Annotated in this window: 23 protein-coding genes; 13 read left to right on the top strand and 10 right to left on the bottom strand. The window is 64.4% G+C overall.

All coding sequences use genetic code 11. The annotated features are described in order from the left end of the window. Nucleotides 1-16 precede the first annotated feature (16 nt). The gene (locus LB515_RS20730) at nt 17-2,428 is read right to left on the bottom strand and encodes a glucan 1,4-alpha-glucosidase (RefSeq protein WP_224708806.1); all 2,412 of its coding nucleotides are present in this window, start codon (nt 2,426-2,428) and stop codon (nt 17-19) included. 182 nt (nt 2,429-2,610) lie between these two features. Here LB515_RS20730 and LB515_RS20725 point away from each other — a divergent pair, with 182 nt between their 5' ends. From LB515_RS20725 to LB515_RS20710, 4 genes are read left to right on the top strand one after another with little or no spacing between them, the layout of a single operon-like run. Continuing rightward, a complete protein-coding gene (locus LB515_RS20725) occupies nt 2,611-3,627 on the top strand; it encodes an ABC transporter substrate-binding protein (RefSeq protein WP_095769596.1) in 1,017 nt (338 codons plus the stop codon). Nucleotides 3,628-3,673: 46 nt separating this feature from the next. Then, the gene (locus LB515_RS20720; protein WP_224708805.1) at nt 3,674-5,137 is read left to right on the top strand and encodes a sugar ABC transporter ATP-binding protein; all 1,464 of its coding nucleotides are present in this window, start codon (nt 3,674-3,676) and stop codon (nt 5,135-5,137) included. Between the two features lies 1 nt (nt 5,138). Beyond that, nucleotides 5,139-6,116 (top strand): ABC transporter permease, encoded by a 978-nt coding sequence (locus LB515_RS20715; protein ID WP_224531917.1) that lies wholly within the window; start codon nt 5,139-5,141, stop codon nt 6,114-6,116. A gap of 3 nt (nt 6,117-6,119) precedes the next feature. Further along, nucleotides 6,120-7,067, top strand: coding sequence for an ABC transporter permease (locus LB515_RS20710; protein ID WP_224708804.1), 948 nt, complete (start codon nt 6,120-6,122; stop codon nt 7,065-7,067). On the opposite strand, the gene ppa is transcribed toward LB515_RS20710, so the two are convergent. The 5 genes from ppa to LB515_RS20685 all read right to left on the bottom strand — a co-directional run bounded on the left by ppa (nt 7,033) and on the right by LB515_RS20685 (nt 10,764). Then, entirely contained in the window at nt 7,033-7,602 is a 570-nt protein-coding gene (gene ppa, locus LB515_RS20705) for an inorganic diphosphatase (RefSeq protein WP_224708803.1), read from the bottom strand. The genes LB515_RS20710 and ppa overlap by 35 nt on opposite strands. 122 nt (nt 7,603-7,724) lie before the next feature. Beyond that, nucleotides 7,725-8,234, bottom strand: a complete 510-nt coding sequence (locus LB515_RS20700; RefSeq protein WP_040991512.1) for a GNAT family N-acetyltransferase — start codon at nt 8,232-8,234, stop codon at nt 7,725-7,727. Between the two features lie 217 nt (nt 8,235-8,451). Next, nucleotides 8,452-9,090 (bottom strand): TPM domain-containing protein, encoded by a 639-nt coding sequence (locus LB515_RS20695; protein ID WP_224708802.1) that lies wholly within the window; start codon nt 9,088-9,090, stop codon nt 8,452-8,454. A 6-nt stretch (nt 9,091-9,096) separates the two neighbouring features. Continuing rightward, nucleotides 9,097-9,957 carry a TPM domain-containing protein gene (locus tag LB515_RS20690; protein WP_140846448.1) on the bottom strand — a complete coding sequence of 287 codons (861 nt, stop codon included), beginning with the start codon at nt 9,955-9,957 and terminating at the stop codon, nt 9,097-9,099. Nucleotides 9,958-10,119: 162 nt separating this feature from the next. Continuing rightward, on the bottom strand, nt 10,120-10,764 hold the full coding sequence (locus LB515_RS20685; RefSeq protein WP_140846449.1) for a LemA family protein: 645 nt from the start codon (nt 10,762-10,764) through the stop codon (nt 10,120-10,122). A 243-nt stretch (nt 10,765-11,007) separates the two neighbouring features. On the opposite strand from LB515_RS20685, the gene LB515_RS20680 reads away from it, so the two are divergent. From LB515_RS20680 to LB515_RS20655, 6 genes are all read left to right on the top strand, one after another. Then, entirely contained in the window at nt 11,008-11,259 is a 252-nt protein-coding gene (locus tag LB515_RS20680; RefSeq protein ID WP_224611043.1) for a hypothetical protein, read from the top strand. 12 nt (nt 11,260-11,271) lie between these two features. Continuing rightward, complete coding sequence (pdxY, locus tag LB515_RS20675) at nt 11,272-12,156, top strand: pyridoxal kinase PdxY (protein WP_224611041.1); 885 nt, start codon at nt 11,272-11,274, stop codon at nt 12,154-12,156. Beyond that, nucleotides 12,153-12,905, top strand: coding sequence for a DUF429 domain-containing protein (locus LB515_RS20670; RefSeq protein ID WP_224611039.1), 753 nt, complete (start codon nt 12,153-12,155; stop codon nt 12,903-12,905). The genes pdxY and LB515_RS20670 overlap by 4 nt, the downstream gene beginning before the upstream one ends. Before the next feature lie 163 nt (nt 12,906-13,068). Continuing rightward, the gene (locus tag LB515_RS20665) at nt 13,069-13,710 is read left to right on the top strand and encodes a carbonic anhydrase (RefSeq protein WP_095769607.1); all 642 of its coding nucleotides are present in this window, start codon (nt 13,069-13,071) and stop codon (nt 13,708-13,710) included. A 55-nt stretch (nt 13,711-13,765) separates the two neighbouring features. Beyond that, entirely contained in the window at nt 13,766-14,137 is a 372-nt protein-coding gene (locus LB515_RS20660; protein WP_224611038.1) for a nuclear transport factor 2 family protein, read from the top strand. Between the two features lie 434 nt (nt 14,138-14,571). Continuing rightward, nucleotides 14,572-16,620: a M3 family metallopeptidase gene (locus tag LB515_RS20655; RefSeq protein WP_411969159.1), complete on the top strand. Its 2,049-nt coding sequence runs from the start codon at nt 14,572-14,574 to the stop codon at nt 16,618-16,620. 109 nt (nt 16,621-16,729) lie between these two features. On the opposite strand, the gene LB515_RS20650 is transcribed toward LB515_RS20655, so the two are convergent. From LB515_RS20650 to LB515_RS20635, 4 genes are all read right to left on the bottom strand, one after another. Continuing rightward, nucleotides 16,730-18,250, bottom strand: a complete 1,521-nt coding sequence (locus LB515_RS20650; RefSeq protein ID WP_224708801.1) for a M81 family metallopeptidase — start codon at nt 18,248-18,250, stop codon at nt 16,730-16,732. 81 nt (nt 18,251-18,331) lie between these two features. Continuing rightward, nucleotides 18,332-19,156: a carbohydrate ABC transporter permease gene (locus LB515_RS20645; RefSeq protein WP_224708800.1), complete on the bottom strand. Its 825-nt coding sequence runs from the start codon at nt 19,154-19,156 to the stop codon at nt 18,332-18,334. Continuing rightward, nucleotides 19,153-20,022: a carbohydrate ABC transporter permease gene (locus LB515_RS20640; protein ID WP_224708799.1), complete on the bottom strand. Its 870-nt coding sequence runs from the start codon at nt 20,020-20,022 to the stop codon at nt 19,153-19,155. Before LB515_RS20640 ends, LB515_RS20645 begins: the two co-directional genes overlap by 4 nt. 396 nt (nt 20,023-20,418) lie before the next feature. Continuing rightward, nucleotides 20,419-21,651 carry an ABC transporter substrate-binding protein gene (locus tag LB515_RS20635; protein WP_224708798.1) on the bottom strand — a complete coding sequence of 411 codons (1,233 nt, stop codon included), beginning with the start codon at nt 21,649-21,651 and terminating at the stop codon, nt 20,419-20,421. Between the two features lie 172 nt (nt 21,652-21,823). Between LB515_RS20635 and LB515_RS20630 the strand changes: the two genes are divergently transcribed. Genes LB515_RS20630 through LB515_RS20620 form a run of 3 tightly spaced genes read left to right on the top strand, consistent with a single transcriptional unit; the run spans nt 21,824 to nt 24,555 of the window. Continuing rightward, on the top strand, nt 21,824-22,594 hold the full coding sequence (locus LB515_RS20630; RefSeq protein WP_224708797.1) for an SDR family NAD(P)-dependent oxidoreductase: 771 nt from the start codon (nt 21,824-21,826) through the stop codon (nt 22,592-22,594). 2 nt (nt 22,595-22,596) lie between these two features. Beyond that, nucleotides 22,597-23,664 (top strand): ABC transporter ATP-binding protein, encoded by a 1,068-nt coding sequence (locus LB515_RS20625; RefSeq protein WP_224708796.1) that lies wholly within the window; start codon nt 22,597-22,599, stop codon nt 23,662-23,664. A gap of 9 nt (nt 23,665-23,673) precedes the next feature. Continuing rightward, nucleotides 23,674-24,555, top strand: coding sequence for a MurR/RpiR family transcriptional regulator (locus tag LB515_RS20620; protein ID WP_224708795.1), 882 nt, complete (start codon nt 23,674-23,676; stop codon nt 24,553-24,555). Nucleotides 24,556-24,710: the final 155 nt, after the last annotated feature.

The following is a 24,710-nucleotide window of genomic DNA, read 5'->3' as shown; positions in this document are numbered from 1 at the left end:
CAATGGCCCTGCCGGATCACGATTGGGCGTCAATGCCGACGCTGAAGTCGACATTCTCCCAACGCATCGCCCCGGGCCAGAAAAAAGTGAAGAGGATGGTGGTTCCCGGCTGCAGGCGGTTAACGGGCAAATCCACCAGGTGAATGCCGAACGCATTCTCGGTTGTCTTGCTGTCCTGCACGGTCAGCCATTTGTCGCTGCTCCAATGGACGACGCCAGGCGCCGACAATTCGACGCGCAGCGCCTTGCCGGCCGGAATGGAGCGGATCTTGTGGTTGAAGCGCCAGATCCTAAGCGGCGAGACCGTCTGGCCCTTGATATAACGTTCGACGCCTTGCGGCGGCAGGTCGAAGACGGCGCCGTCGCGCAGCGAGCGCAACAGCTTGATGTGCTCTGCATGCGCCCAGACCAGCGGCATGGCGCTGCCGGACGGTTTGCCCAGCCGCAATTCGCGGTCCGGCATGTCAGGGCGATCCCAGACCTGCTCCGGCAGTAGGCCGCCGACTCCGGCCGAACGTTCGAAAGTCTCAAGCAGTTGCGCAGCCCTATCCCCGCGGCCGGCGGCCAGCTCGTAATGGGCGCGCTCGCCGGCGAGCAGCGGCCACGGCCGCCCCTGGCCGGTGCCGTCGAAAGGCGAGCCGTCCTCGTGCTCGCCATAGCCGTCGCCGGTATAGCGGTACCAGAGCGGGCCTTGCGGCAGGTCGCAGCGCAGCTCGGCGTCAATCGCCTTGATCGTGTTGAGGATGCCCGGGTCGTCCGCGGCCCTCAGGCCAAAGCGGACCAGCGCCAGGGCGTCCGGGCTGATGATCGCCTCGGCCGGCTTGTCAGTGTCGCCCGGCGGCCGGTTCTTGATCGGCACGAAGCCGTCCTTCGGAGACGCGGCGCCGCCATTGTCGGGCGGCGCGATGCGGACATAATATCCGTCGATTCCCGCCTTGGTGCTTGCCTGCGTACCGGTCACATAGGTCCAGCGCTCGACTTGGTCGTTCCAGCAATCGGCGGTCTCGCGCAGATAGTTTGCCGGCTCTTTCTTGCCGCAGGCTTCCAGCATGTCGGCGGCGGCGAGCAGGCCCGCTATTTCCACGGCCAGCGTGAACGGGCTGTAGCCGGCGTCCTCTTCCCAGCGGTCCTCGCCGGTGACCGGGCCATTGCGCGCGACATAGGCGGCCGCGTTCTCGATCATGCCCAGGAAGTCGGTGAGCTTCGACTTGGGCAGATGGCCGGCGCGGCGCAAGGCATCGGCGAGCAGTAGCGGAAAGGCGCATTCATCCATCTGGATGCCCGGCCAATAGGCGGTGCCGTCGGACCAGCAATTTTGCGGCCAGTGGCCGTCCGGTTGCTGGATCGAGCGCAGATAGGCGAGGATCTGTAGCGCCTGCCTCCCGTCGCCGGCCGCCAGGAAGCCGCCAGCCGTCTCGACCAGGTCGCGCGGCCAGACGAGATGATAGCCGCCGAGATCGTCGTCGCCCTTGTTGAAACCCCAGGGGATCGACAGGCTGGCGACGGCAGCGCCCGGTCTCGCGATCGACAGATGCGTTGCCAGCACCGCGGTGCTGGCGCGGTAGGTGTTCAGGCCGGAGGCGCCGCGGCGATCGAGTTTTTCCAACCCTGCCTGAAATGTCCGCCAGTTCTCGACATAAGTCTTCGCGGCCGGCTCGAAACCCTGTTGCAGGCTTGCAAGCGCAAGGTCGGCGGCTTCCTCCGGCGAAGCGCCGAAGCCGAGCGCCAGCAAGGCAACCGTCCTGCCGGCCGAAAAGCCGATCTCGCCGGTCAGCGCGACATTGCCGTTTTCCGCCGCCAAGCAGGATGGATCGAGCGCGCCGCTGTCGCGCAGCTGCTGCCAGCCGTCGGAAAAGCCGACATAACCGGCCGAGCAGGCGCCCCAGGGCAAAGAGGAGGTGAGCGCGAGCGACACGCCGCGCCCGGTGGCGAAGAGAAGACGCTGCCCCTTATGCTCGCCGATCCAGGCCGTATTGCCCATGCCGGCGTTGACCAGGTGCGGCGCAAGCAGCGCGTAGACGCGATAATCAGCCAGCGAGCCCTTGATCGCGCTGAAACGCACTTCCTGCAGCAACACAGGTCGTTTCGAGTCCGTAACGATGCGCTTGTCGATCCGGTAAGCGCCGTCGGAGGCGATGTTGGTCAGCCGGTAGCCAGGCACCCCATCCTCGAAAGGGTGGACGGTGTGGGCCGCATCGCGCTTCTCTTCGGAAAAATAACCGCCGGGGCCGGTGACGATCAGCCCCAGGTCGCGCGTGCAGGCGCTGTCGAGGTGCGGATAATAGATTTCATTCAGGATGCCGTGGCTGGTGGTGAACCAGAGCGGGCTTTTTGCCGAAAGCGCGGTTCCGACGCCACTCTTGGCACTTGACGTCCAGCGCGCCGGAATTCCGGGCGCGCCTTTAGCAACGGTCGGCGTCACTGCCATGCACTGGCCTCCTGCCGCGTTCCTAGACCAGGAGTCGCCGTCTTTTCAATCGTCGCACCGCAAGTTGATCGAGCAGTGCCAATGCTTTGGAGTTGACAGCTTGCGGTTCCTCTGAATTTGTCTGACAATAGATAAAAAACAGAGATTTCGTGTTAACAGCAGCAACCTCGGGAGGAACCGACATGAAGAAACTGCTCGTATTGAGTGCATTTGCGGCGATGCTCGCCTCGGGCACCGCGCTTGCCGACACCAGCGGCAAGAAGATCGCCTTCTCCAACAATTATGCCGGCAATTCGTGGCGCCAGGCGATGCTCGACAGCTATGCGATCGTCACCAAGAAGGCAGTCGAGGACAAGGTGGTCGCGGCAGCGGATGTCTTCACCACCGCCGACAAGGAAGTGCCGACTCAGGCCGCCCAGGTGCAGAACCTGATCCTGCAGGGCTATGACGCCATCGTCATCAACGCCGCGTCGCCCGATGCGCTCAATGGCGCCATCAAGCAGGCCTGCGATGCCGGTATCGTCGTCGTCTCCTTCGACGGCATCGTGACCGAGCCTTGCGCCTACCGCGTCGTCGTTGACTTCAAGGACATGGGCAAGCAGGAAGTCGAGCAGATGGCCAAATTCCAGCCCAAGGGCGGCAATCTGTTGGAAATCCGCGGTCTCGCCGGTACCTCGATCGACGATGCCATCCATGCCGGCATCCTCGAAGGCGTCGCCGCCCATCCCGAGTTCAAGATCGTCGGTTCGGTGACGGGCGACTGGGACCAGACGACGGCGCAGAAGGCGGTGGCGACCATCCTGCCGTCGTTGCCGGATGTCGTCGGCATCGTCGACCAGGGCGGCGACGGCTATGGCGCCGCGCAGGCCTTCGCCGCGGCCGGCAAGCCACGCCCGACCATCATCATGGGCAACCGGCAGGACGAGCTGAAGTGGTGGAAGGAGCAGAAGGAGAAGGACGGCTACAAGACCTGGTCGGCCTCGATCGCGCCCGGCGTGTCGACGCTGGCCTTCTGGGTGGCGCAGCAGGTGCTCGACGGCCGCAAGGACATCCCGCATGACCTCCTGGTGCCCTATCTCGCCTTCACCCAGGACGATTTCGAGGCCGCGCTGCCGAAGATCAAGGAAGGCGGCGTCGCCACGCACGAATACACGCAGGAAGAAGCTATCGCGGCGATCAAGGCCAACATCAAGCAATAGCGGTGGGCACATTGCGGTCCGCATCGCCAACCGGATAAAGTTGAGGATGCTTCAGGCTATTGCGGATATCGTCAGGCTCAACGGCGCCGAAAAGCATTTCGGCGCCGTTCGGGCGCTTAACGGCGTCGACTTCCATGTCGGCGCCGGCGAATGCGTCGGGCTGGTCGGGCATAACGGTGCCGGCAAGTCGACGCTCATGCACATGGTGGCCGGCACGCTGCGGCCGGATGGCGGGCAGATCGCCGTGCGCGGCAATCAGGAAGCGAGCTATTCGGTGGCGCGCGCGCTCGAGCTTGGCATACGCTGCGTCTTCCAGGAGCTGTCGCTCTGCCCCAATCTCAGCGTCGCCGAGAATACCCGCATCAATCACCCCGCGCTTACCGGTTTCGGCTGGCGGCGCCGGGCCGCCGACCTCATCCGCGCCAAGCTGGACGAGATCTTCCCGGACCACGGCATTTCGGCGGACGACATTGCCGGCGACCTTTCGATCGGGCGGCGCCAGATGGTCGAGGTGGCGCGCGCCTTCACGCTGACCCGCGAGCCGCTGCATCTGGTCATCCTCGACGAGCCGACCTCCTCGCTCGACGCGCATACGGCGGGCCAATTGCTTTCATTCGTGCGCCGCTTCGTGGCGGCCGGAGGCAGCTGCATCCTGATCTCGCATGTGCTGGGCGAGGTGCTGCAGAACGCCGACCGCATCGTGGTGATGCGCGACGGCAAGGTGGTCGCGGCCGACGCCGCGAGCGCGTTCGACCGCGACAGGTTGGTCGCGGCCATGGGCGGCGCCGAGGGACATCACAAAGCCGCCGCCGAGGCCCGCAAGACCGAGCCAGGAGCGCTCAGGGTGCGGGCACGCCCGGCCAGGCAGCAGGACGGCAAGGAGCTTGTCGCGCGCGCAGGCGAGATCATCGGTCTTGCGGGACTTGCCGGCCACGGCCAGACGGATCTTTTGCTGGCGATCTTCTCGGCCGCCGCCCGCGCCAGGACCGGCATCGAGGTGACGGCGCCAGTGGCATTGGTCGCAGGCGACCGCCAGTCGGACGGCATCTTTTCGCAATGGTCGATCGCGCAGAATATCGGCATCCGCTCGCTGGCGCGGCTGCGCAACGGGCTGCTGATCTCGCCGCAGCGCGAGGCCGAGCTTGCCGAATTCTGGAAAAAGAAGATCGGCATCCGAACGCCGGACATGAACAACAACATCTATTCGCTGTCGGGCGGCAACCAGCAGAAGGCGCTGTTTGCCCGCGCGCTCGGCTCCGACGCAGAGATCGTGCTGATGGACGACCCGATGCGCGGGGTCGATATCGGCACCAAGCTCGAAGTCTATGACCTCGTGCGCGAGGAGGCCGCCAAGGGCCGCACCTTCCTCTGGTACACGACCGAGACCGAGGAGCTCGACAATTGCGACCATGTCTACGTCTTCAAGAATGGCCGGATCGTCGCCAATCTTGGGCGCGACGAGCTGACGGAGGAAAAGATCATCCAGTCCTCGTTCGGCGATGCGGCTTGAGATGACGGCGATCGCTCCCGGCACCGTTCCGAAAGCCTCGCCGCGCGGCAGCGCCGCCCGGGCGCGCATGCTGCGCGGCCTTTTGCCGGCTTTGTCGCTGGCGCTGGTGCTGATTGCGATTGCCTGGCTCAACCCGCGCGCCATCAGCTATTTCGGCTTCAACCTGATGCTCAACCTGGCGATCCCGATCGCGCTGGCGACGATCGCACAGATGTTCGTCATCGCCGGCAACGAGCTCGACCTGTCGATAGGGACGTTCGTCGGCTTCGTCGGCTGCGTCACCGCGACATGGCTGCGGGACGCGCCGCTCCTCGGCATTCTCGTGCTCATGGGTTCGATCGGCGTCTATGCATTGCTCGGCGCGCTGATCCACCTGCGCAATTTGCCTTCGATCGTGGTGACGCTCGGCATGAGCTTCGTCTGGCAGGGGCTTGCGATCCTGATCCTGCCCAAGCCCGGCGGTAAGGCGCCGGACTGGCTGCTGTCGATCCTGTCGTTCAAGCCGCCCTACATTCCGTTCCCGATCCTTGCCGCGCTGCTGATCGCCGCGGTCGTGCATTTCGGCCTGATGCGCACGTCCTACGGCGTCATCCTGCGCGGCTCAGGCGGCAATGCCGCGGCGCTGAGGCGCGCCGGCTGGTCGCTGCTCAAGACCAAGGTCGTGCTGTTCGCGCTGACCGGCCTGTTCGGCGTGCTCTCTGGCATGGCGTTGATCGGCATCACCACGTCGGCCGACGCCAATATCGGCAATGGCTATACGCTGCTCTCGATCGCCGGCGTCATCCTCGGCGGCGGCGAGTTCGTCGGCGGCCGGGTGTCGCCGATCGGCGCCGTCCTCGGCGCGCTGACATTGGCGCTGGCCGCCTCGCCGCTCTTGACCTTCATGCACATCCCGCCCGACTGGCAGGTGGCCGCCAATGGCGCGATCCTGATCATCGTGCTGGCGGCGCGGGTGCTGATCAGCCGCAGGGAGAGGTAGGCGATGACCTCAGTGCGGACACTGCTTGAAAAACCCTGGATCTGGTCCTTCGTCGGCGCGGTCGTCGTCTGGCTGGCAACGATTGCCTTCACCGGCGGGTACGGCGCCGGCGGCATGGTCACGGCGGCGCTGTCGCTTGCCGTCTTCACCGTCATCGTCGGCGTCGGCCAGATGTTCGTCATCACGCTGGGACCCGGCAATGTCGACCTGTCGCTGCCGGCCAATATCGGGCTGGCAAGCGCGGTCGCCATGAAGGTGATGGGCGGCAGCGATTCCATGATCCTCGTCGGGCTGCTTGCCGCACTCGCCTGCGGCGCGGCGATCGGCGCCATCAACTATCTATTGATCTGGGCACTGCGCATCCCGCCGATCATCGCGACGCTGTCGGCGAGCTTCATCATCCAGTCGGTCGACATCAGCTATGGCCGCGGCCTGCAGATCAAGCCGCCGCCGGGCTTCGCCGACTTCACCAACTGGCAGGTGCTGGGTATTCCGGTTCTGGCGATGCTGACGGTGATCTTCACCATCGGCGCCGCGCTGGCGCTGCAGCGCATGATCTACGGCCGCTCGGTGCTGGCGATCGGCCAGAACATCCGCGCCGCATGGCTTGCCGGCGTCCATGTCGGCCGCATCCGCTTCCTCACCTACACGCTGTGCGGCGCGCTGGGCGGCATCGATGGAGCGCTGCTTGCCGGCTATTTCCGCGGCGCCAATGTCGATATCGGCAACGAATACCTGCTCGCCTCGATTGCGGTCGTGGTCATCGGCGGCACCTCGGTAGCCGGAGGCAAGGCCAACGTGCCCGGGGTCTGGGGCGCTGGCCTGTTCCTGGTGCTCCTGCTCACCATGCTCAACACGTTCGGCGTCAGCGCCGGCGTGCGGCTGGTGCTGACCGGGCTGATCATCGTCGGGGTGATCACGGCAGCGGGCGGCGAGAAGGCCGTTCGGTAGCCTTATTTGGCGTCTTGGCCCGCGTGATCGCGTCGACGATCATCTTCTTGGCATATTTGGAATCGTGCCAGCCCTCGATCTTGACCCATTTGCCGGGCTCGAGATCCTTGTAGTGCTCGAAGAAGTGCTGCACCTGCTGGCGCGTGATCTCGGGCAGATGCGTGTATTCGGTGACATTCTCGTAGCGCAGCGTCAGCTTGGGCGAGGGAACGGCGATCACCTTCTCGTCCTGGCCGGCATTGTCTTCCATGATCAAGACGCCGATCGGCCGTACATTGATGACGCAGCCCGGCACCAGCGCCCGGGTGTTGCAGACCAGAACGTCGATCGGGTCGCCGTCGCCCGACAGCGTGTGCGGCACGAAGCCGTAATTGCCGGGATAGCGCATCGAGGTGTGCAGGAAGCGGTCGACGAACAGGGTGCCGGCCTCCTTGTCCATTTCGTATTTGATCGGCTCGCCGCCGATCGGCACCTCGATGATGACGTTGACGTCCTCAGGCGGGTTCTTTCCTGTGGGCACGGCTTCGATACGCATGGCTAAATCCCTCTCTCGATTGCAAGACCGATAGCGGGCGAAACGTCATGGTGCAATGCGGCGAATGGCACTGAACGCCAATGGAAGCGCACAGTTTGTGATGAATTGTAACCTAGGCGACGTCAGTCATTCCAGACGAAAGCCACTTTCTTGAGCGCCTTCTGCTCGAAGACTTCAACGCCTTCGGCAATATCGCGGCCGCCATTGCCAGCGTAGAAGGCCAAGGCGTTGTGATTGTCCTCCAGCGCCCAGACCACCAGGCCGCGCAGGCCGTGGTCGGCGAGCCGGGCCTTGGCCGCCTTGAACAGCCGGCTGCCGAGCCCGATGCCCTGATATTCCGGACGAAGATAGAGCTCGTAGATCTCGCCCTGCTGGCGGAGTTCGCGGGCGCGGTTCTTGCCGATCGTGGCATAGCCGGCGACGGTTCCGCCGATCTCGACGACCAGCACGGTGGCGGCGCGGCGAATCGCGTTGGCCCACCAGTCGACGCCGCGACGGTTGATCATCGAGGTCAGCGTTCGATGCGGGATGATGCCGGAATAGGCGCCGCGCCAGGCCTGCTGGTGCACCTCGGCGATGGCGCTCGCGTCGCGCGGCTCTGCCTTCCGGATGTCGATCGTCAGCGTGTTCATGATTGGTTAACCATAAACCTGCATCGGGCGATTGCAAAGAGTCCGCCAACACGCCTCCGCGCTTTCGCACAGGCGAAAGGTGCGTTCGCCGACGAGGCGTCAAGAGCCGGATGATTTCAGGTCGAATCGACCTGAAATCTGAATCCGTCTCTAATCCAAGAGATAGAGCATGATGTCGCCCGAAAACCGCCTCACACTTTTCGGCATCATGCACTAGTCAGATTTCGACGAGATGATCGTCAAGCTCGTTGGTGTCGCCTTCGGTGACCGGGAAATGCTCGGCGAGCACCGCGCCGACCGTACCGATAGCCTTGACGAAGCCGTCGGCCAGCCGGTCGTCACCGGCTTGTTTGGTCAGATCGCCCACCACGCCGTCCCAGACATGCTGGCCGACCTTGGCGTCGATGCCGGAATCGGCCACGACCTCGGCATAGCGCTCGGCAACGGAGACGAAGATGAGCACGCCGGTGCGCGCGCTCGTGCGGTGGACGTTGCGGGCCAGGAACTGCTTCATCGCATTGGCGTGCGCCGCCTGATAGCGCAGCCTTCTCGGCACGAAATGAATGCGCAAGGTAGGCAGGAACCAGAGCAGGGCGAGCACCGAGGCCAGCGCCAGCGCTTGCGCCAGCACGAAATGCGGCAGCCGGATGGACAGCCACCATGCCTCCAGCCCATAGGCGACGGCGAGGCTGGCGACGAACACGCCGATCGTCGTGGTGAACGCGGCCGGAAAGAAGTAGCCGTCGCTGCCCCGCGCGACGACGCAGTAGATCTCGCCGTCGGTCTTCGACTCGGCGGCGCGGATCGCCTCGGCGATGCGGTCATGGTCCTCGGCGCTGATCGGTCGCGTTGCCATGGTACCTCACCAGCTTCCCGAAGAGCCGCCGCCGCCGGACGAGCCGCCGCCGCCGGAAAACCCGCCACCGCCGCTGCCCGAGGACCAGCCACCGCCGCCCGACGACCAGCCTCCGCCCCCGGACGACCAGCCGCCGGAGGAAGAGCGCCGGTTCTGATCGAAAGTCATGCCCAGCCAGCGATAGCGGCCCGGTCCGATCTTCTGGCCGAAGATCGGCGGTAGCACCGTCATCGCGATGCCGCCAAAGAAGATAAGCGCCCAGATGGTGATGAAGATGGCGAAGAACAGGTCGTCTGAATTGAACGGCGCCTGTTCGTTGCGCTTGCCGCGCGCTTCCAGCTCCTCCGGATTGCCCTCCAGGACCATGATCATGTCGTCGACGGCCTTGGTGATGCCGCCAGAGAAATCGCCGGCGCGGAAGGCCGGCACCATGTCGTTCTCGATGATCAGCTTGGTGTGCAGGTCGGTCAGCGTGCCTTCCAGCCCGTAGCCGACCTCGATGCGCATCTTGCGGTCGTTGGGCGCGACCAAGAGCAGCACGCCGTTATTTTCCTTGGCCTGGCCGAGCTTCCAGAAGCGGAACAGCCGGTTGGCGTAAGGCTCGATCTCCTCGCCGCCGAGGCTGGGTATGGTGGCGACGACGATCTGGTCCGAGCCCTTGGTTTCGAAGTCGGCGAGTTTTTGCGTGAGGGACGCGCGCGTGCCAGCATCGATGATGCCGGCATTGTCGACGACGCGGCCGGTGAGGGCGGGAAGGTCGGCGGCGAGGGCGGCGAGGGGGAGGAGGAGACAAAAAAGCAAGCCAAGAAAGGCGATGCCGGCGTTCTGTCGCGCCCCCCTCTGTCCTGCCGGACATCTCCCCCTCAAGGGGGGAGATTGGCAGTTTCGACAACCTCGCCCTTTCTTCGACGCTGAAGATTGGCGAAGGCCGGCGTGACGTCCAATCTCCCCCCAAGAGGGGGAGATGTCCGGCAGGACAGAGGGGGGCGCGAAGGAACGCAAAGCTGACAAGCTCGATTAAATCGCCGCTCACCCGCCCTGCTTCGTGCTCGTGCCGAAATCGACCTTCGGCACCTGCATCTTGTCTTCCTCGACGGTGAAGTTCGCGAACGGCTCGTTGCCGCGGAACCAGAAGGTCGCCCACAGCACGGACGGGAAGGTCTTCAGCGTCAGATTGTAATCCCTGACCGCCTGGATGTAGTCGCGCCGCGCCACGGCGATGCGGTTCTCGGTGCCTTCGAGCTGCGCCTGCAGGGCGAGGAAATTCTGGTTGGCCTTGAGATCGGGATAGGCTTCCGACACCGCGATCAGCCGCGACAGCGCGCTGGTCAGGCCGGCCTGGGCATCCTGGAACTTCTTCAGCGCCTCGGGATCCTTCAGCGTATCCGGCGTCACCGTGATCTGCGTTGCCTTGGCGCGCGCCTGGACGACCGCGTCGAGCGTATCTTTTTCATGCGAGGCATAGCCCTTCACCGTCTCGACCAGGTTCGGGATCAGGTCGGAACGGCGCTGATACTGGTTGAGCACCTCGCTCCAGGCCGCACGCGCGTTCTCTTCCGCGGTCGGGATGGTGTTGTAGCCGCAGCCGGCAAGCAGCGGCAGCACGAAAGCCATCATCAGGAAGGCGGCAAGGCTGCGGAAGGGGGAGGCTAGTGAGAGGCGCTCGGCAATCATGACTGGTCCCTCGACAGAAGTTGCGCGCGAAGCATTACCACAATCCACGCGTAAGAAAATGTCCGGCCGATGACGCCTGCTCCGGCTCGGGCGAGAGCCCCTGTGAATAGTCGAGCGAACAGGATTTCATCTTCTTGTCTGACGCAATTCCGGTCGGAAGGCTGCGGCGAAGTAAGCCGAGCCTAAACGCTTCGCACTTTTCCTGGAATTGCTCTAAGGTCCGGGCAGGAAAGGGCAATTGCCATGGCCGAGCGCCAGGATGACGAGACCGAATCGCGCCGCATCCTCGAACGCGTGGCGCGCGAGACAGCGCCGGGCGGCGCGTCGTTCATCGTCCGCACGGCGAAGGACGCGCGCGACCGCGTGACCGCCGGCGACACCGACCGCACCGATCCCATCGAATATTGGGGTACCCGCATTGGCCGAACGCTCGGCTTCCTCATTGCCATTGGGCTATTGGCCTGGCTGGTGTATGCCGCAACGGGTGGCGGCTAGGAACAGATTTCCATGAGTGCAGAAAAAATCGACGCGCCGCGCGCGGTCATCGTCATCTCCAGCCATGTCGCCCGCGGCTCGGTCGGCAACCGCGCCGCCGTCTTCGCGCTGGAGACGCTGGGCTTCCCGGTCTGGGCGGTGCCGACCGTCATCCTGCCCTGGCATCCGGGCCACAGCCGGGCCACGCGCATCGTTCCGCCGCTCGATCAGTTCAAGGCGCTGATGGCCGATCTCGAGCGCGCGCCCTGGTTGGGCGAGGTGCGGGCCGTGCTGTCGGGCTATCTCGGCGAGGCCGGCCAGGCTGACGCGGTCGCCTCGCTGGTCGCCGCCGTCAAGGAAAAGACGCCGAACGCGCTTTACATCTGCGACCCGGTGATGGGCGATTCGGGCGGGCTCTACGTGCCCGAGCCGACGGCCGTCGCCATGCGCGACAAATTGATGCCGATCGCGGATATCGCCACGCCGAACCGCTATGAGCTAGAATGGATGGCGGGCGCGCCGCTGCCCGACATCAAGGCGGTGACGGCGGCGGCACTTCATGCCGGGCCTTCGACCATGCTGGTGACCTCGGCGCCCGCGATGATGGCGGGCGGCACCGGCAATTTCCTGCTCGACGGCAGCCAGGCGCTGCTTGCCGAGCACCGCGTGATCGAGAAGCCGCCGAACGGGCTTGGCGACCTGACTGCGGCCGTCTATCTGGCGCGCGTTCTGTCCGGCCAGCCGCCGGTCAAGGCGCTGCAATCGACCACCGCCGCCGTCTACGAGATCCTCGCTCGCACCGCGAAGCGCGGCGGCGACGAGCTGCAGCTCGAAACCGACGCGCAGAGCCTGTCGCACCCCATGGCGATGGTGCAGTTGCGCCATCTCCTGCATCCCGGGCGGGACAAGCGGGCGTGAAGCTCGCAGGCGTCGACGGCTGCAAGGCCGGCTGGATCGCTGTCCACCGCCAAGCGGACGCCGTGCCATCGGTCTCGGTCTTCCCAAGCTTCCAGGCGCTGCTCGACGCGCTGCCCGATGCCACGATCGCAGTCGACATGCCGATCGGCCTGCCGGATTTTTCGCGCAAGGGAGGCCGCGGGCCGGAAGCGCTGGTGCGGCCGCTGCTCGGGGCGCGGCAATCGAGCGTGTTCGCCATCCCCTCGCGGGCGGCGCTCTATGCCGATACCAGCGACTTCACCACGATCGAAGCCTGGTATGCGGCGCATCGAAAGGCAAGCGCGACGGCATTGGCAACGTCGGATCCGCCGCGCGGCGTTTCCATCCAGGCCTTCGGCATCTTTGCCAAGATCCGCGAGATCGATCAGCTGTTGATCTCGCGCCCGGAGTTGTGCCGCCGCATCTTCGAATCGCATCCGGAAGTGGCGTTCTGCCGGCTGAATGGCGGCACGGCGATGGCGCTGCCGAAGAAGATCAAGGGAGCGGTCAACCCGGCCGGCATGGAGGAGCGCAAGGCGCTGCTTTGTCGGCATGGCTACAGCAAAACCTTTCTCGACCAGGCGCCGCCACGTGGCGCGGCGAGCGACGACTTCCTCGATGCCGCGGCCATGATGCTGATTGCCGGGCGCATCGCCAACGGCGAGGCAAAACCTTCTCCAGATCCGCCATTGACCGATCGTTTCGGCATTCCCGTTGCTATCTGGGCCTGACGAAGCCATGAATGCCGCATCGCGATTGCGACGGGCTCATCCGCAATTCGGCATTGCTCGCGACCGACTTTTGCCGCTAGAGGCTTTGCCAGACTTCAGGCAGACATAGCTCGAACACCGACATTCGTGCCGCATCCAACCCGGAAAGGGCCAGACGCCGCCCATGCCTCACCTCCCTGAGCACCTCCTCGCCGGCTATCGCAACTTCATGGCCGGCCGCTATCCCTCGGAAAGCGACCGCTATCGCTCGCTGGCGCGCGAAGGCCAGGCGCCGGAAACGATGATCGTCGCGTGCTGCGATTCGCGCTCGGCGCCGGAAGCGATCTTCGACGCCGGGCCGGGCGAGCTCTTCGTGCTGCGCAATGTCGCCAATCTGGTGCCGCCCTATGAGCCGGACGGCGAATATCACTCGACATCGGCCGCGCTCGAATTCGCCGTGCAGAGCCTGAAGGTGAGGAACATCGTGGTGATGGGCCACGGCCGCTGCGGCGGCATCCGTGCCGCGCTCGACACCAATTCCTCGCCCCTGTCGCCCGGCGACTTCATCGGCAAATGGATGAGCCTGATCGCGCCGGCCGCCGAGACCGTGGCCTCCAGTACCATGATGACGGCGACCGAGCGTCAGACGGCGCTGGAGCGTATTTCAGTCCGCTATTCGATCGCCAATCTCAGGACCTTTCCCTGCGTCTCGATCCTCGAAGGCAAGGGCAAGCTCTCGCTCTACGGCGCATGGTTCGACATCTCGACCGGGGAGCTGTGGGTGATGAACAAGGAAACCGGCGATTTCGAGCGGCCTGAGTTGTGACGGAGGGATAATGCACCGGAGCCGGTGGAGGTTCTTTCTCGCGGCGGCGCTGTTCATGTCCACGGTCGCCCGCGCCAGCGCCGATGACGGCGCCATCATCGATCGCTGGTATTCGGCGCTGCTGGCCGCCGACAGGACCGAATTGTCCGGATTGCTTGCCGACGACGTGCGCATGAAGCTGGACGACATCGGCGTCGTGCAGACCAAGCAGGATTTCATCGCCTCGATCGACGAATGGCAGGGCGCGGTGACGGGCGCCGCGATCCGTCATCGCATTGAAAAGAGCGAGAATGGCGAGACCACGGTGCTCGCCTGCTACGACTTTCCCAGCAACGACATGCTGATGCGCGAGACTTTTACCATCGCTGGCGGGCGCATCGTCGTCAGCACGCAGACGGCGGTGGCGCAGGATTGCAGCGGCTATTAGTGTTTGCGTTGGTAGGCGGCATGCTTGAAGATTGGCTGACGCGCTTGTCAGGTCGTCATTCTAGGGCGGAGCAAGGAGCGAAGCGACGCGCGCAGACCCTAGAATCCATTCCGTGACTTCCGAGCGTTGCCACAGTGCAGAATTCTGCTCCGCTGCGTTCCTCGGCCAAGGTCACGGAATGGATCCTCGGGTCTGCGCTCCGCTTCGCGTCGCTCCGCCCGTGGATGACGAGGTTGAGAGGCTTCAGCCAATCTCCAGCGTTTGCGATGGACCAGCGCATTTCACCGTTTCAGGGAAAACGGCGAACCGCCTTGTCCCTTGAATGGTCTAAGGCGAAGCCTGGAGCGACCCTTGTTGCGCGCTGCGTAGCATCGTCCTACATCCGGGGCAGCCTGCCGCTCCCAATTCACCGAACTCCCCAGTTGGATTTGCCCATGTCAAAAACCCTCGATCTCGCCGCCCATCCGCTGACCGTCTGGCAAGGGCCGCTAGGCCTGCCGGATTTCTCGCGAATCGGCGACAATGATTTCGGGCCGGTCTTCGACGCGGCGCTGGCGGCGCATCAGGCCGAGATCGACGCGATCGCCGGCAACAGCGAGATGCCGACCGTCGAGAACACGCTTGCCGCGCTCGAGCTTGCCGGCGAGGCGCTCGACCGTGTCTCGTCGATCTTCTGGTGCCGCTCCGGCGCTCATACCAACGACACGATCCAGGCGATGGAGCGCGAGGTTTCGCCAAAGATGTCGCGGCATTTCTCGGCGATCTCGATGAACGAAAAACTATTTGCCCGTATCGACGATCTCTACCAACGGCGCGACAGTCTCAAGCTTGATGCCGAGACGCTGCGTGTCCTGGAAAAGACCTGGAAGGGCTTTGTCCGCTCGGGCGCCAAGCTTGATGCCGACGGCAAGAAGCGGCTCGCGGCAATCAACGAGGAACTCTCCTCGCTCGGCACCAAATTCGGCCAGAACGTGCTCGCCGACGAGCGTGACTGGTCGCTGTTCCTCGATGAGGCCGACCTTGCCGGCCTGCCGGACTTTTTGAAGAGCGCCATGGCGGAAGCGGCCGAGATGCGCGGCCAGAAGGGCCGCTATGCGGTGACGCTGTCGCGATCGATCTACGAGCCGTTCTCGACCTTCTCGGAGCGCCGCGACCTGCGCGAGATCGCGTTCAAAGCCTTCATCATGCGCGGCCAGAATGGCGGCGCCTCCGACAACACCGATGTTGTGCGCGACATGCTGAAGCTGCGCGCCGAGAAGGCGAAGCTGCTGGGCTACGGCTCCTTCGCGGCGCTGAAGCTTGACGACACGATGGCGAAGACGCCGGAGGCCGTGCACGAGCTGCTCGATCCTGTGTGGGAGAAAGCCCTGGAAAAAGCGGCCGCCGACCAGAAGGAGCTGGAGCGGCTGGCCGCGGAAGCGGGCAGCAACGAGAAGTTCGCGGCCTGGGACTGGCGCTTCTACCAGGAGAAGCTGCGCGCCGAGAAATTCGCCTTCGACGAAGCGGAGCTGAAGCCTTACCTGCAGCTCGAACGCGTCATCGAAGCCTGCTTCGATGTGGCGACACGCCTGTTCGGTATCATTTTCGAGGAAAAGAAGGGCATAACAGCCTGGCATCCCGACGCGCGCGTCTTCGTGGTGAAGAATGCCGACGGCAGCGAGCGCGGCCTGTTTCTCGCCGATTATTTCGCGCGGCCCTCAAAACGCTCCGGCGCCTGGATGAGTGCGCTTCGGTCCGGCTACAAGCTCGGCGACGGCGCCAAGCCGGTGATCTACAACATCATGAATTTCGCCAAGCCGCCGGCCGGCGAGGCGGCGCTGCTGTCGGTCGATGAGGCCAAGACGCTGTTCCACGAGTTCGGCCATGCGCTGCACGGCATGCTGACCGACGTCACTTGGCCGTCGGTCTCGGGCACGTCGGTCAGCCGCGACTTCGTCGAACTGCCCTCGCAACTTTACGAGCATTGGCTGACGGTGCCGGCGGTGCTGGAAAAGCATGCGCTGCACGTCAAGACCGGCAAGCCGATGCCGAAGGCATTGCTCGACAAGATGCTCGCCGCTCGCACCTTCGGCGCCGGTTTCGCCACGGTCGAGTTCACCGCTTCGGCGCTGATCGACATGGCCTATCATGCGCGACCTGACGCGCCCGCCGAGCCGCTTCGATACGAGGCTGAAACGCTGGAAAAGCTGCATATGCCCGACACGATCGCGATGCGACACCGCACCCCGCATTTCGGCCATGTCTTCGCCGGCGACGGATATTCAGCCGGCTATTATTCCTATATGTGGTCGGAAGTGCTCGACGCCGACGCCTTCTCGGCTTTCGAGGAGACGGGCGATGCCTTCAATCCGGAACTCGCCGAGCGGCTGCGGAAGAACATCTATGCCGCGGGTGGGTCGAAGGATCCGGAGGAGCTTTACACGGCGTTTCGAGGGAAAATGCCGTCGCCCGAGGCGATGATGGTGAAGCGGGGGCTGGTGTGACGCATCTTTCCCTTCTCCCCCTGTGGGAGAAGGTGGATCAGCGCGCAGCGCCGAGACGGATGAGGGATGCTCCAGGGAACGCCAGCGCCTCACTCCGCTGGAACACCCCTCATCCGGCCGCTTCGCGGCCACCTTCTCCCCCAAGGGGAGAAGGGGAAGCGCGCCACGGATCAGCCACTCTCGGCCAGATCGGCCGCGTCAGTTTCTTGTAATCCGTCACCGCCGGACTGCTCGGATAAGAACTCGGCGCAGCCACATAGATGATCTCGGCAGCGATCGGCGCGAAGCCGGCGTAGAAATGGTTCGTCGACTTGATCAGGAGGACATCCTTCGACAGCGGATCGATGCCGATGTTGGAAAAGATATCCGGCTCGAAGGTCTGGGTGCGGTTGGTGTTCAAGATGACGTCGACCTCGGTGCCTTCGATGCGCACCACCGCCGACGGCCCCAGCGTCACCCGGCTTGGTCCGAAACTCTGCCAACCTTCGTTGGTTGTCTTCAGCACCCTGACGCGGGCATCGATCGGCTCGCCGGCCTGAGGGCCGGCCTTGCCGCCGAAGCGCAGGTCGATGACCGCGCCCTCGCCGGCCGCGTGGCAGAAGGTGACCGCGACCGGATCCCAGATCGTTGCCACGCCGACCTTGGCCACGCCGCGCGAAAGCAGCTCGCGCAGCACAATGGTGCCGTCGCCCGGCACGCCGCCGCCCGGATTATCCCAGATGTCGGCGATCACGACCGGCTTGTCCTGGCGCTCGGTGCGCACGGCTAATGCCCGCTCGATGCCGGCCGAAGCGGAAAGCATCGCCATGGCGGTCTTCTCACGCAAGGCGTAGAGCTCGCGCCCGAGCGTCTCGGCGAGCCTGTCGCCCTTTGCCTTGTCATTGTCGGTCACGACCAGGATGCGCGTGCCCATTTCGGGCACGTCGGCCGCCATGAAGCCGTGGATGACCGAGACCGACAGCACGCCGTCCTTGCCATGCAGCGCCTTGATCTTGTCAACGAATGAACGCATCGGCTCGCGGCTGGTCGGCAGCACCTGGATCATGCGGCAGTCGAAGGTCGAGATCACCGGCTTGATCTCGCCGCGCGCCGCGGCAAGGCCGAGCTCGACCACATGCTCGCCGCGCTCGTAGAAATCGGTGTGCGGGAATTCGAGGAAGTAGGCCATGATGTCGCAAGCTGCGACGCGTTTCGGCGTCAAATGGCTGTGCGGATCGAACTCCGAGGCAATCACCACTTTCGGGCCGACGATGGCGCGCACGCGCTCCAACAGATCGCCTTCGCAATCGTCATAGCCTTGCGCCACCATGGCGCCATGCAATCCCAGGATCACCGCATCGACCGGCAAGGCGGCCTTGAGCTGATCGAGGATCTCGTCGCGCAGCGCTTCATGGGTCTGCCGCTGCACCAGACCGCCGGGCTCCGCCCAGGTGGCGGTGCCTTCGATGACGGTCAGCCCTTCCTTCGCGGCGCGCTTGCGCAGCGCCACGATCGGCGAGGAGCAGAGCGTCGGCGTCTCCGGATGTTTTCCGGGGCCGGCATAGAAGGCCATCTCGAAGGAAGCCCGGTCGGTCGGCACCGGCGAGAAGGTGTTGGTTTCCGTCGCCAGCGAGGCGGTGAAGATGCGCATGAATGCTCCGTGAGGACCTTTTGTTTTTCGCAATTCTGGACGGAAAACCGCTGCGCACTTTTCCTGGAATTGCGGGGATAGTTATTTGACCGCGCCGAGCGCCAATCCGCGGACGAGGTAGCGCTGCAGCCAGATGAAGAGGATCGCCACCGGCAGTGTCGCCAGCAGGGTGGCGGCCATGACATGGTGCCATTCGATCGTATAGCGGCCGGCGACCAGCGAGAAAACCTGGATCGGCAGCGTGTAGCTTTCCTGGCTGCGCAGCATGGTGAGCGCCACGACGAACTCGTTCCAGGCATTGATGAAGGTGAAGATCGCCGTCACCGCGATCGCCGGCAGGCAAAGCGGCAGGAACACTTTGCGCAGGGTGAGCCAGCGCCCGGCGCCTTCCATCCAGGCGGCCTCCTCCAGGTCGCGCGGGATGGTGTCGAAATAGCTCTGCAGCATCCAGACGGTGAAGGCGACGTTGAAGGCCATGTAGATGAAGCCGAGCGCGGTGGTGCTCTCCACCAGCCCCCAGGCCGCCATCAGCCGGAACAGGCCGAGCACCAGCACGATCGGCGATATCATCTGCGAGATCAAAAGGAACTGGCGGAAGGCGCCATAGCCGGCAAAGCGGAAGCGCGACATGGCGTAGGCGGCCGGCACCGAGATCAGGATCGCGCCGATTGTCGCCAGCGCCGAGACATAGAGCGAGTTGAGCAGCGCCTGGCCGAAGCCGGTCGCCACCCACATGTCGGCGAAATTCGACCAGCGGAACTCGCTCGGCCACCAGGTGGGCGTCAGCACCTCCGTGCGCGGCTTGACGGCGGTGAGAAACATGACGGCGAAGGGGAAGATCGTCACCACGATCAATGGGGCCAGCAGAACCCAGGCGATGATGGTGCGTTTCATCTTAGGGGTCATGCGCGCTGCTCCCGCATGGCGAGGCGGACATAAATCATGGTGAAGACGAGCAGGATCGCGAACATCACCAGCGACACGGCTGATGCCTCGCCCAGCTTGCCGATGCGGAAGGCGAGCTTGTAGAGATGGGTCACCAATATGTCGGTCGAGTTTGCCGGCCCCCCTTGTGTCATCACCCAGATGATCGGGAAGGAGTTGAAGACATAGATGGTGTTGAGCACGATCGCGATGTTGATGAACGGCTTCAGGAGCGGAAAGGTGATCTCGCGGAACTGCTGCAAGGGCGTGGCGCCCTCGAGTGCCGCCGCCTCGTAGAGATCGTCGGGGATCGAGGACAGGCCGCCGAGGAAGATCGTTGTGGTGAACGGCACCGTCACCAATATGCCGATCAGCACCTGCATCGGGAAGGCGGTCTCGGCGCTGGCCAGCCACTGGATGTTCTGGCTGATCAGGCCGAGCTTCATCAGCGCCGAATTCAGCATGCCGCTCTCGCCGTTGAGCGCCCAGCGCCAGACCACCGCCGTCATGGTCAGCGACACCGCCCAGGGCAGCATGATGACGACGCGGGCGAGGCCGCGGCCGTAGAAGTCGGTGTTGAGGATGATTGCCACCGGGATCGACAAAAGCAGCGCGCCGCCGACGACCAGCACCGTCCACAGCGCGGTGCGCCAGAGCGCGGCGATAAAATCGGGATCGGCGGCGAGCGCCGCGAAATTGGCGAGACCGCTGAACTCGCGCAACTGACCGAAGCGGTTGACGTCATGCGTCGAGATCTGGATCAGGTCCCAGACCGGCCAGAAGATCACCACCGCCGCCAGGAATAGGCTGGGCAGCGTCAGCAGATAGGGCAGGAAACGATTTTGCATCGGCTGGTTTGTATCGCGTTGCGCGGCTTCGAGGGGGTGCCAATTCTCATCTGTCTGCCAGGCGCTCAGTTTCGAATTCCTTCCAGGCGCCGCCCCTCACCTGTCTGCCTGTCCTCCGCGGCAGTTGCGGAAGAGCCCCTTCCTCTCCCCCGTCGATCGGGGGAGAGGTGTCGAGCGCAGCTCGACGGAGTGGGGGTCGACCCTTGGCGCAAGGCAGGCGATGCTTGCGCCGAGTGCCCTTCGTATGTCCGTTCGCGGCGGTTGCCAGGTGGTTCCCCCACTCCGTCTCGGCTTCGCCGAGCCACCTCTCCCCCCTCCGGAGGGAGAGGAAGGAGGCAGGGAAAGTGTGGCGCGCTCCGACGGGTGGAGCGCGCCACGGGCGCAGGGAGATACGCCCTATTTCTTCGTCAGGACGGCGTTGGCCTTGTCGGCGGCCTCCTTCAAGGCCGCTTCCGGCGTGGCGCTGCCGAGATAGATCTTCTGCATGGCGTCCGACGTGATCTGGGCGATCTCTTCCCATCCGGGGATGACCGGCGCGAAGCGGGCGTCGGGCAGAAGCGCGGTGAAGGCGGCGAGGTCGGCATTGTTGACGTAATAGTCCATCTTCGCCTCTTCCTTGTTCACCGGCAGGAAGCCTTCGCCTTGCGTGAACTTGGCGCGCTGCTCCTTGGTGAACAGGAAGTCGAGCAGCTTCCAGGCCTCGTCCTTGTTCTTGGAGTTCTTGAACATGATGATGGAGTCTGTGACGCCATAGGTGCCGCGCGCACCGGTCGGGCCGGCGGGGATGGCGGCGACGCCGTATTTCAGCTTCGGCGCCTCTTCCTTGATCTGGTTGGACAGGAACGGCGCGGTGATCATCATGCCGACCTTGCCCTGCTTGAACAGGTTCTGCACATCCTCGCGGTTGTTGGAAGTCACGCCAGGCTCGGTCAGGCCCTCGTCGATCATCGACTTGTAGAGCTTGGCGGCCTCGAGCGCGCCCGGCGTGCTCAAGCCGGATGTACCGTCCTTGTTGAGGATTTCGGTGCCGAAGGACCACATCGCGTAGTAGTAATAGACGTCGGTCTCGATCTCCTTGCCCTGCAGGCCGTAGCCGAAGGCGCCTTGCGCCTTGATCTTGCGCGCGTCCTCCTGCAACTCGCTCCAGGTGGCCGGTGGCTTGGCGATGCCTGCCTTCTCGAACAGCTCCTTGTTGTAATACATGGCGCGGGCCGAAGCCGCGATCGGCAGGCCGTAGGTGTGGCCGTCCATGATCGAGGGCTGCAGGAAGGTGTCGATGAAGCGGTCCTTGAACTCCGGCTTGATGTAGCTGTCGAGCGGCTCGGCGACATCCTGCTGCACGAAGTCGATCAGCCAGCGGGTGCCGATGATCGAAAGGTCGGCATTGGTGCCGGCGGTGATGTCGGTAGTGAGCTTCTGCAGGAGCACGTCCCACGGCACCACTTCATACTTGATGGTGATGCCGGGATTGGCCGCCTCGAACTCCTTCTTCACCGCTTCGAAATAGGGGCCGGTCTTGGCGCTGTATTCGGCGACGGTGACGCGCACCTCGCCGGCATCGGCGGGTGCTGCAAAAGCCAGCATGCTCATTCCGGCCAACAGGCCGATAGTCCATTTCGCAAGGCTCATCTGATCTCTCCCATTGATGCGCATTCGCGCCTGGCCTTAGAGGCACAGGATTTATGTTACTTTCCTACATTATCGAGGGTTATGCCCAATGCAAGCAGTTTATCATGTTGCTAAATTACATTTTGTTGGATAGCGTTCCGTCGCTGTCTGGCACGGCGGAGGAGCGCGCATCGTGGTATCAAAGGCCGATTTCGAGGGCAGAACCGTTGTCGTCACCGGCGCCGGCGGCGGCCTCGGCTCGGCGATCGTCGAGCTCATGACCGAGCGCGGTGCGCGGATCGTCGGCTGCGACCAGTCGGTGGAAGCTCTGGCCAGCCCGCATATCGCGTCGCGCCATGTCTTCAACCTGCTCGACCGGGCCTCGATCGAAGCGGCGATACCCGCGCTGCTCGACAAGGATGGCGTTCCCGACATCCTGATCAACAATGCCGGCTGGACGCGCGCCGAAACGTTGAAGGCGCTGACGGCGGACAAGATCGAAGAGGAGCTCGGCCTCAATCTGACCGGCGTGATGACCTTCGCCGATCCGCTCATCAAGGCGATGTCCAAGCGCGGGTCGGGCAGCGTCGTCTTCATCTCCTCCGTCAACGCGATTTCGCATTTCGGCAATCCGGCCTATGCGGCGGCCAAGGCCGGCATCAACGCCTACGCCAAATCCATCGCCGTCGAGCTCGGCCGCAGCGGGTTGCGTGCCAATGTCGTCTGTCCGGGCTCGATCCGCACCGCCGCCTGGGACCATCGCCTGGCCAAGGACCCCGAGATCTTAGGCCGGCTGAAGCGGCTCTATCCGCTCGGCCGCATCGTCAACGCGTCGGAAGTGGCGGAGGCCGTTGCCTTCCTTGCCTCCGAGCGCGCTTCCGGCATAACAGGTGCCGTGGTGCCCGTGGACGCTGGACTGACTGCCGGCTACCTGCCTTTCATCGACGACATTTTGGGAGCGTGAGCATGACCGACGTCCAGTTCCGCAACCTGTCGAAATCCTATGGCCAGCACAAAATCCTCGAGGACATCGACCTCGACATCCGGACCGGCGAGTTCGTCGTGCTGGTCGGCCCGTCCGGCTGCGGCAAGTCCACTTTGCTGCGCATGCTGGCAGGGCTGGAGACGATCACCTCCGGCGACCTCGTCATCGGCGGCACGCGCGCCAACGAGCTGCCGCCGCAGAAACGCAACATCGCCATGGTGTTCCAGTCCTACGCGCTGTTCCCGCATCTGAAGGCTTCGGAGAATATCGGCTTCGGCCCGAAAATCCGCGGCGAGACGCGCGCCGCGATCGAGGACAAGGTCAAGAAGGCGTCGGGCGTGCTCAACCTCTTTTCCTATCTCGACCGCTATCCGAGGCAATTGTCGGGCGGCCAGCGCCAGCGCGTCGCCATGGGCCGCGCCATCGTGCGCGAGCCTTCGGTGTTCCTGTTCGACGAGCCGCTTTCAAATCTCGACGCGCAGCTGCGCGTGCAGATGCGCACCGAGATCAAGGCGCTGCACCAGCGGCTGAAATCGACCATCGTCTATGTCACCCACGACCAGATCGAGGCGATGACCATGGCCGACCGCATCGTGGTGATGGATCGCGGCCGCATCCAGCAGGTTGGGCAGCCGCTGGAGCTCTACGATCGGCCGGCCAACAAATTCGTCGCCGCCTTCATCGGCTCGCCCTCGATGAGCTTCGTCTCCGGCGCGCTGAAGACCGCCGGAGCCAAGTCCTGGTTCGAGACGACGGGCGGCGGCCGTCTGGCGCTCCCGGACAAGGCTACGTCCGGCAGCGACACGGTCGAGGCCGGCATCAGGCCCGAGCATTTCGTGGTCGGCGCCGGCGGCGATGCCCTCGCCATTAAGGTCGATGTCGTCGAGCCGACCGGCTCGGAAACGCATGTCTATGGCTCCGTCGGCGGCGACACGGTGCGCGCAGTGTTCCGCGACCGGCTGCAGGTGAAGCCGGGCGACCGGCTGCCGGTGAGCGTCGATCCGCGCAACATCCACCTCTTCGATAAGGCGACGGGCCTGCCGCTGTGAGATGATGAGATGAAGACCCCGGCCGACATCATCACCCGCCTGCAATTGATGTCGCAGGACGGCACCAAGTCGGACCGCCGGCTGGCCGGGCTGGTGCTTTCTGACCTCGACTTCGCCTCCAAGGCAGCCATCTCGGAGATCGCGGCGCGCGTCGGTGTCAGCGAGCCGACCGTCACCCGCTTCTGCCGCAATCTCGGCTGCGAGGGCCTGCGCGATTTCAAGTTCTACCTGGCGCAGGCGATCGCCATCGGCGGCCAGTATCTGTCGCCGGAGCCGCTCAGCCGCGACGCGCGCGAGCAGCGCATCGCCTCGGCAATCACCGAGGCGGCGATCGCCGCCATCCAGCGCGCCAGCGAAAACCTCGACATGACGGCACTGATGGATGTTGCCGCCCGCATCGCCGGTTCGGGCAATGTGCTGTGCATCGGCTCAGGCGGCATCTCCTCGATGATGGCGACCGAGATGCAGAACCGGCTGTTCCGGCTCGGCCTGTCGGCGCTCGCCCAGACCGACGGTCAGCTGCAGCGCATGTATGCCGCGGTGGCGACGCCCGAGACGACGCTGCTTGCCTTCTCCGTCTCGGGCTACGCGCGCTCGGTGATCGAAGCCGTCGAGGTCGCTCAGCAATATGGCGCCGCCACCGTAGCCATCACCGCGCCGGATTCGGCCTTGGCCAAGGTCGCCGACACGGTCATCCTTTTGCAGTCCGTCGAGGACGGCAACATCTACAAGCCGACCTCGTCGCGCTACGCGCTTTTGGCCATCCTCGACATGATCGCCACCACGGTGGCGGAAGCGCGCGGGCCGAAAGTGCTGGAGAATCTGCGCCGCATCAAGCAGAGCGTGAACACGCTGAAGGTCGACGATCCGAGACTGCCGCTGGGCGATTGAGCGGTTGCCGAAGTTGGCGATCCTTCGCGCCCCCCTCTGCCCTGCCGGGCATCTTCCCGATTGGCAGCTTCCGCGCCCCTCATGTAGCGCTGGTCGACCCCCACTCCGTCTCGGCTTCGCCGAGCCACCTCTCCCCCGATCGACGGGGTAGAGGA

The organism is Mesorhizobium sp. CA15, from assembly GCF_020165215.1.
In the GTDB taxonomy this organism is placed as follows: domain Bacteria; phylum Pseudomonadota; class Alphaproteobacteria; order Rhizobiales; family Rhizobiaceae; genus Mesorhizobium.
This window is presented reverse-complemented; position numbering and strand designations above follow the sequence as displayed.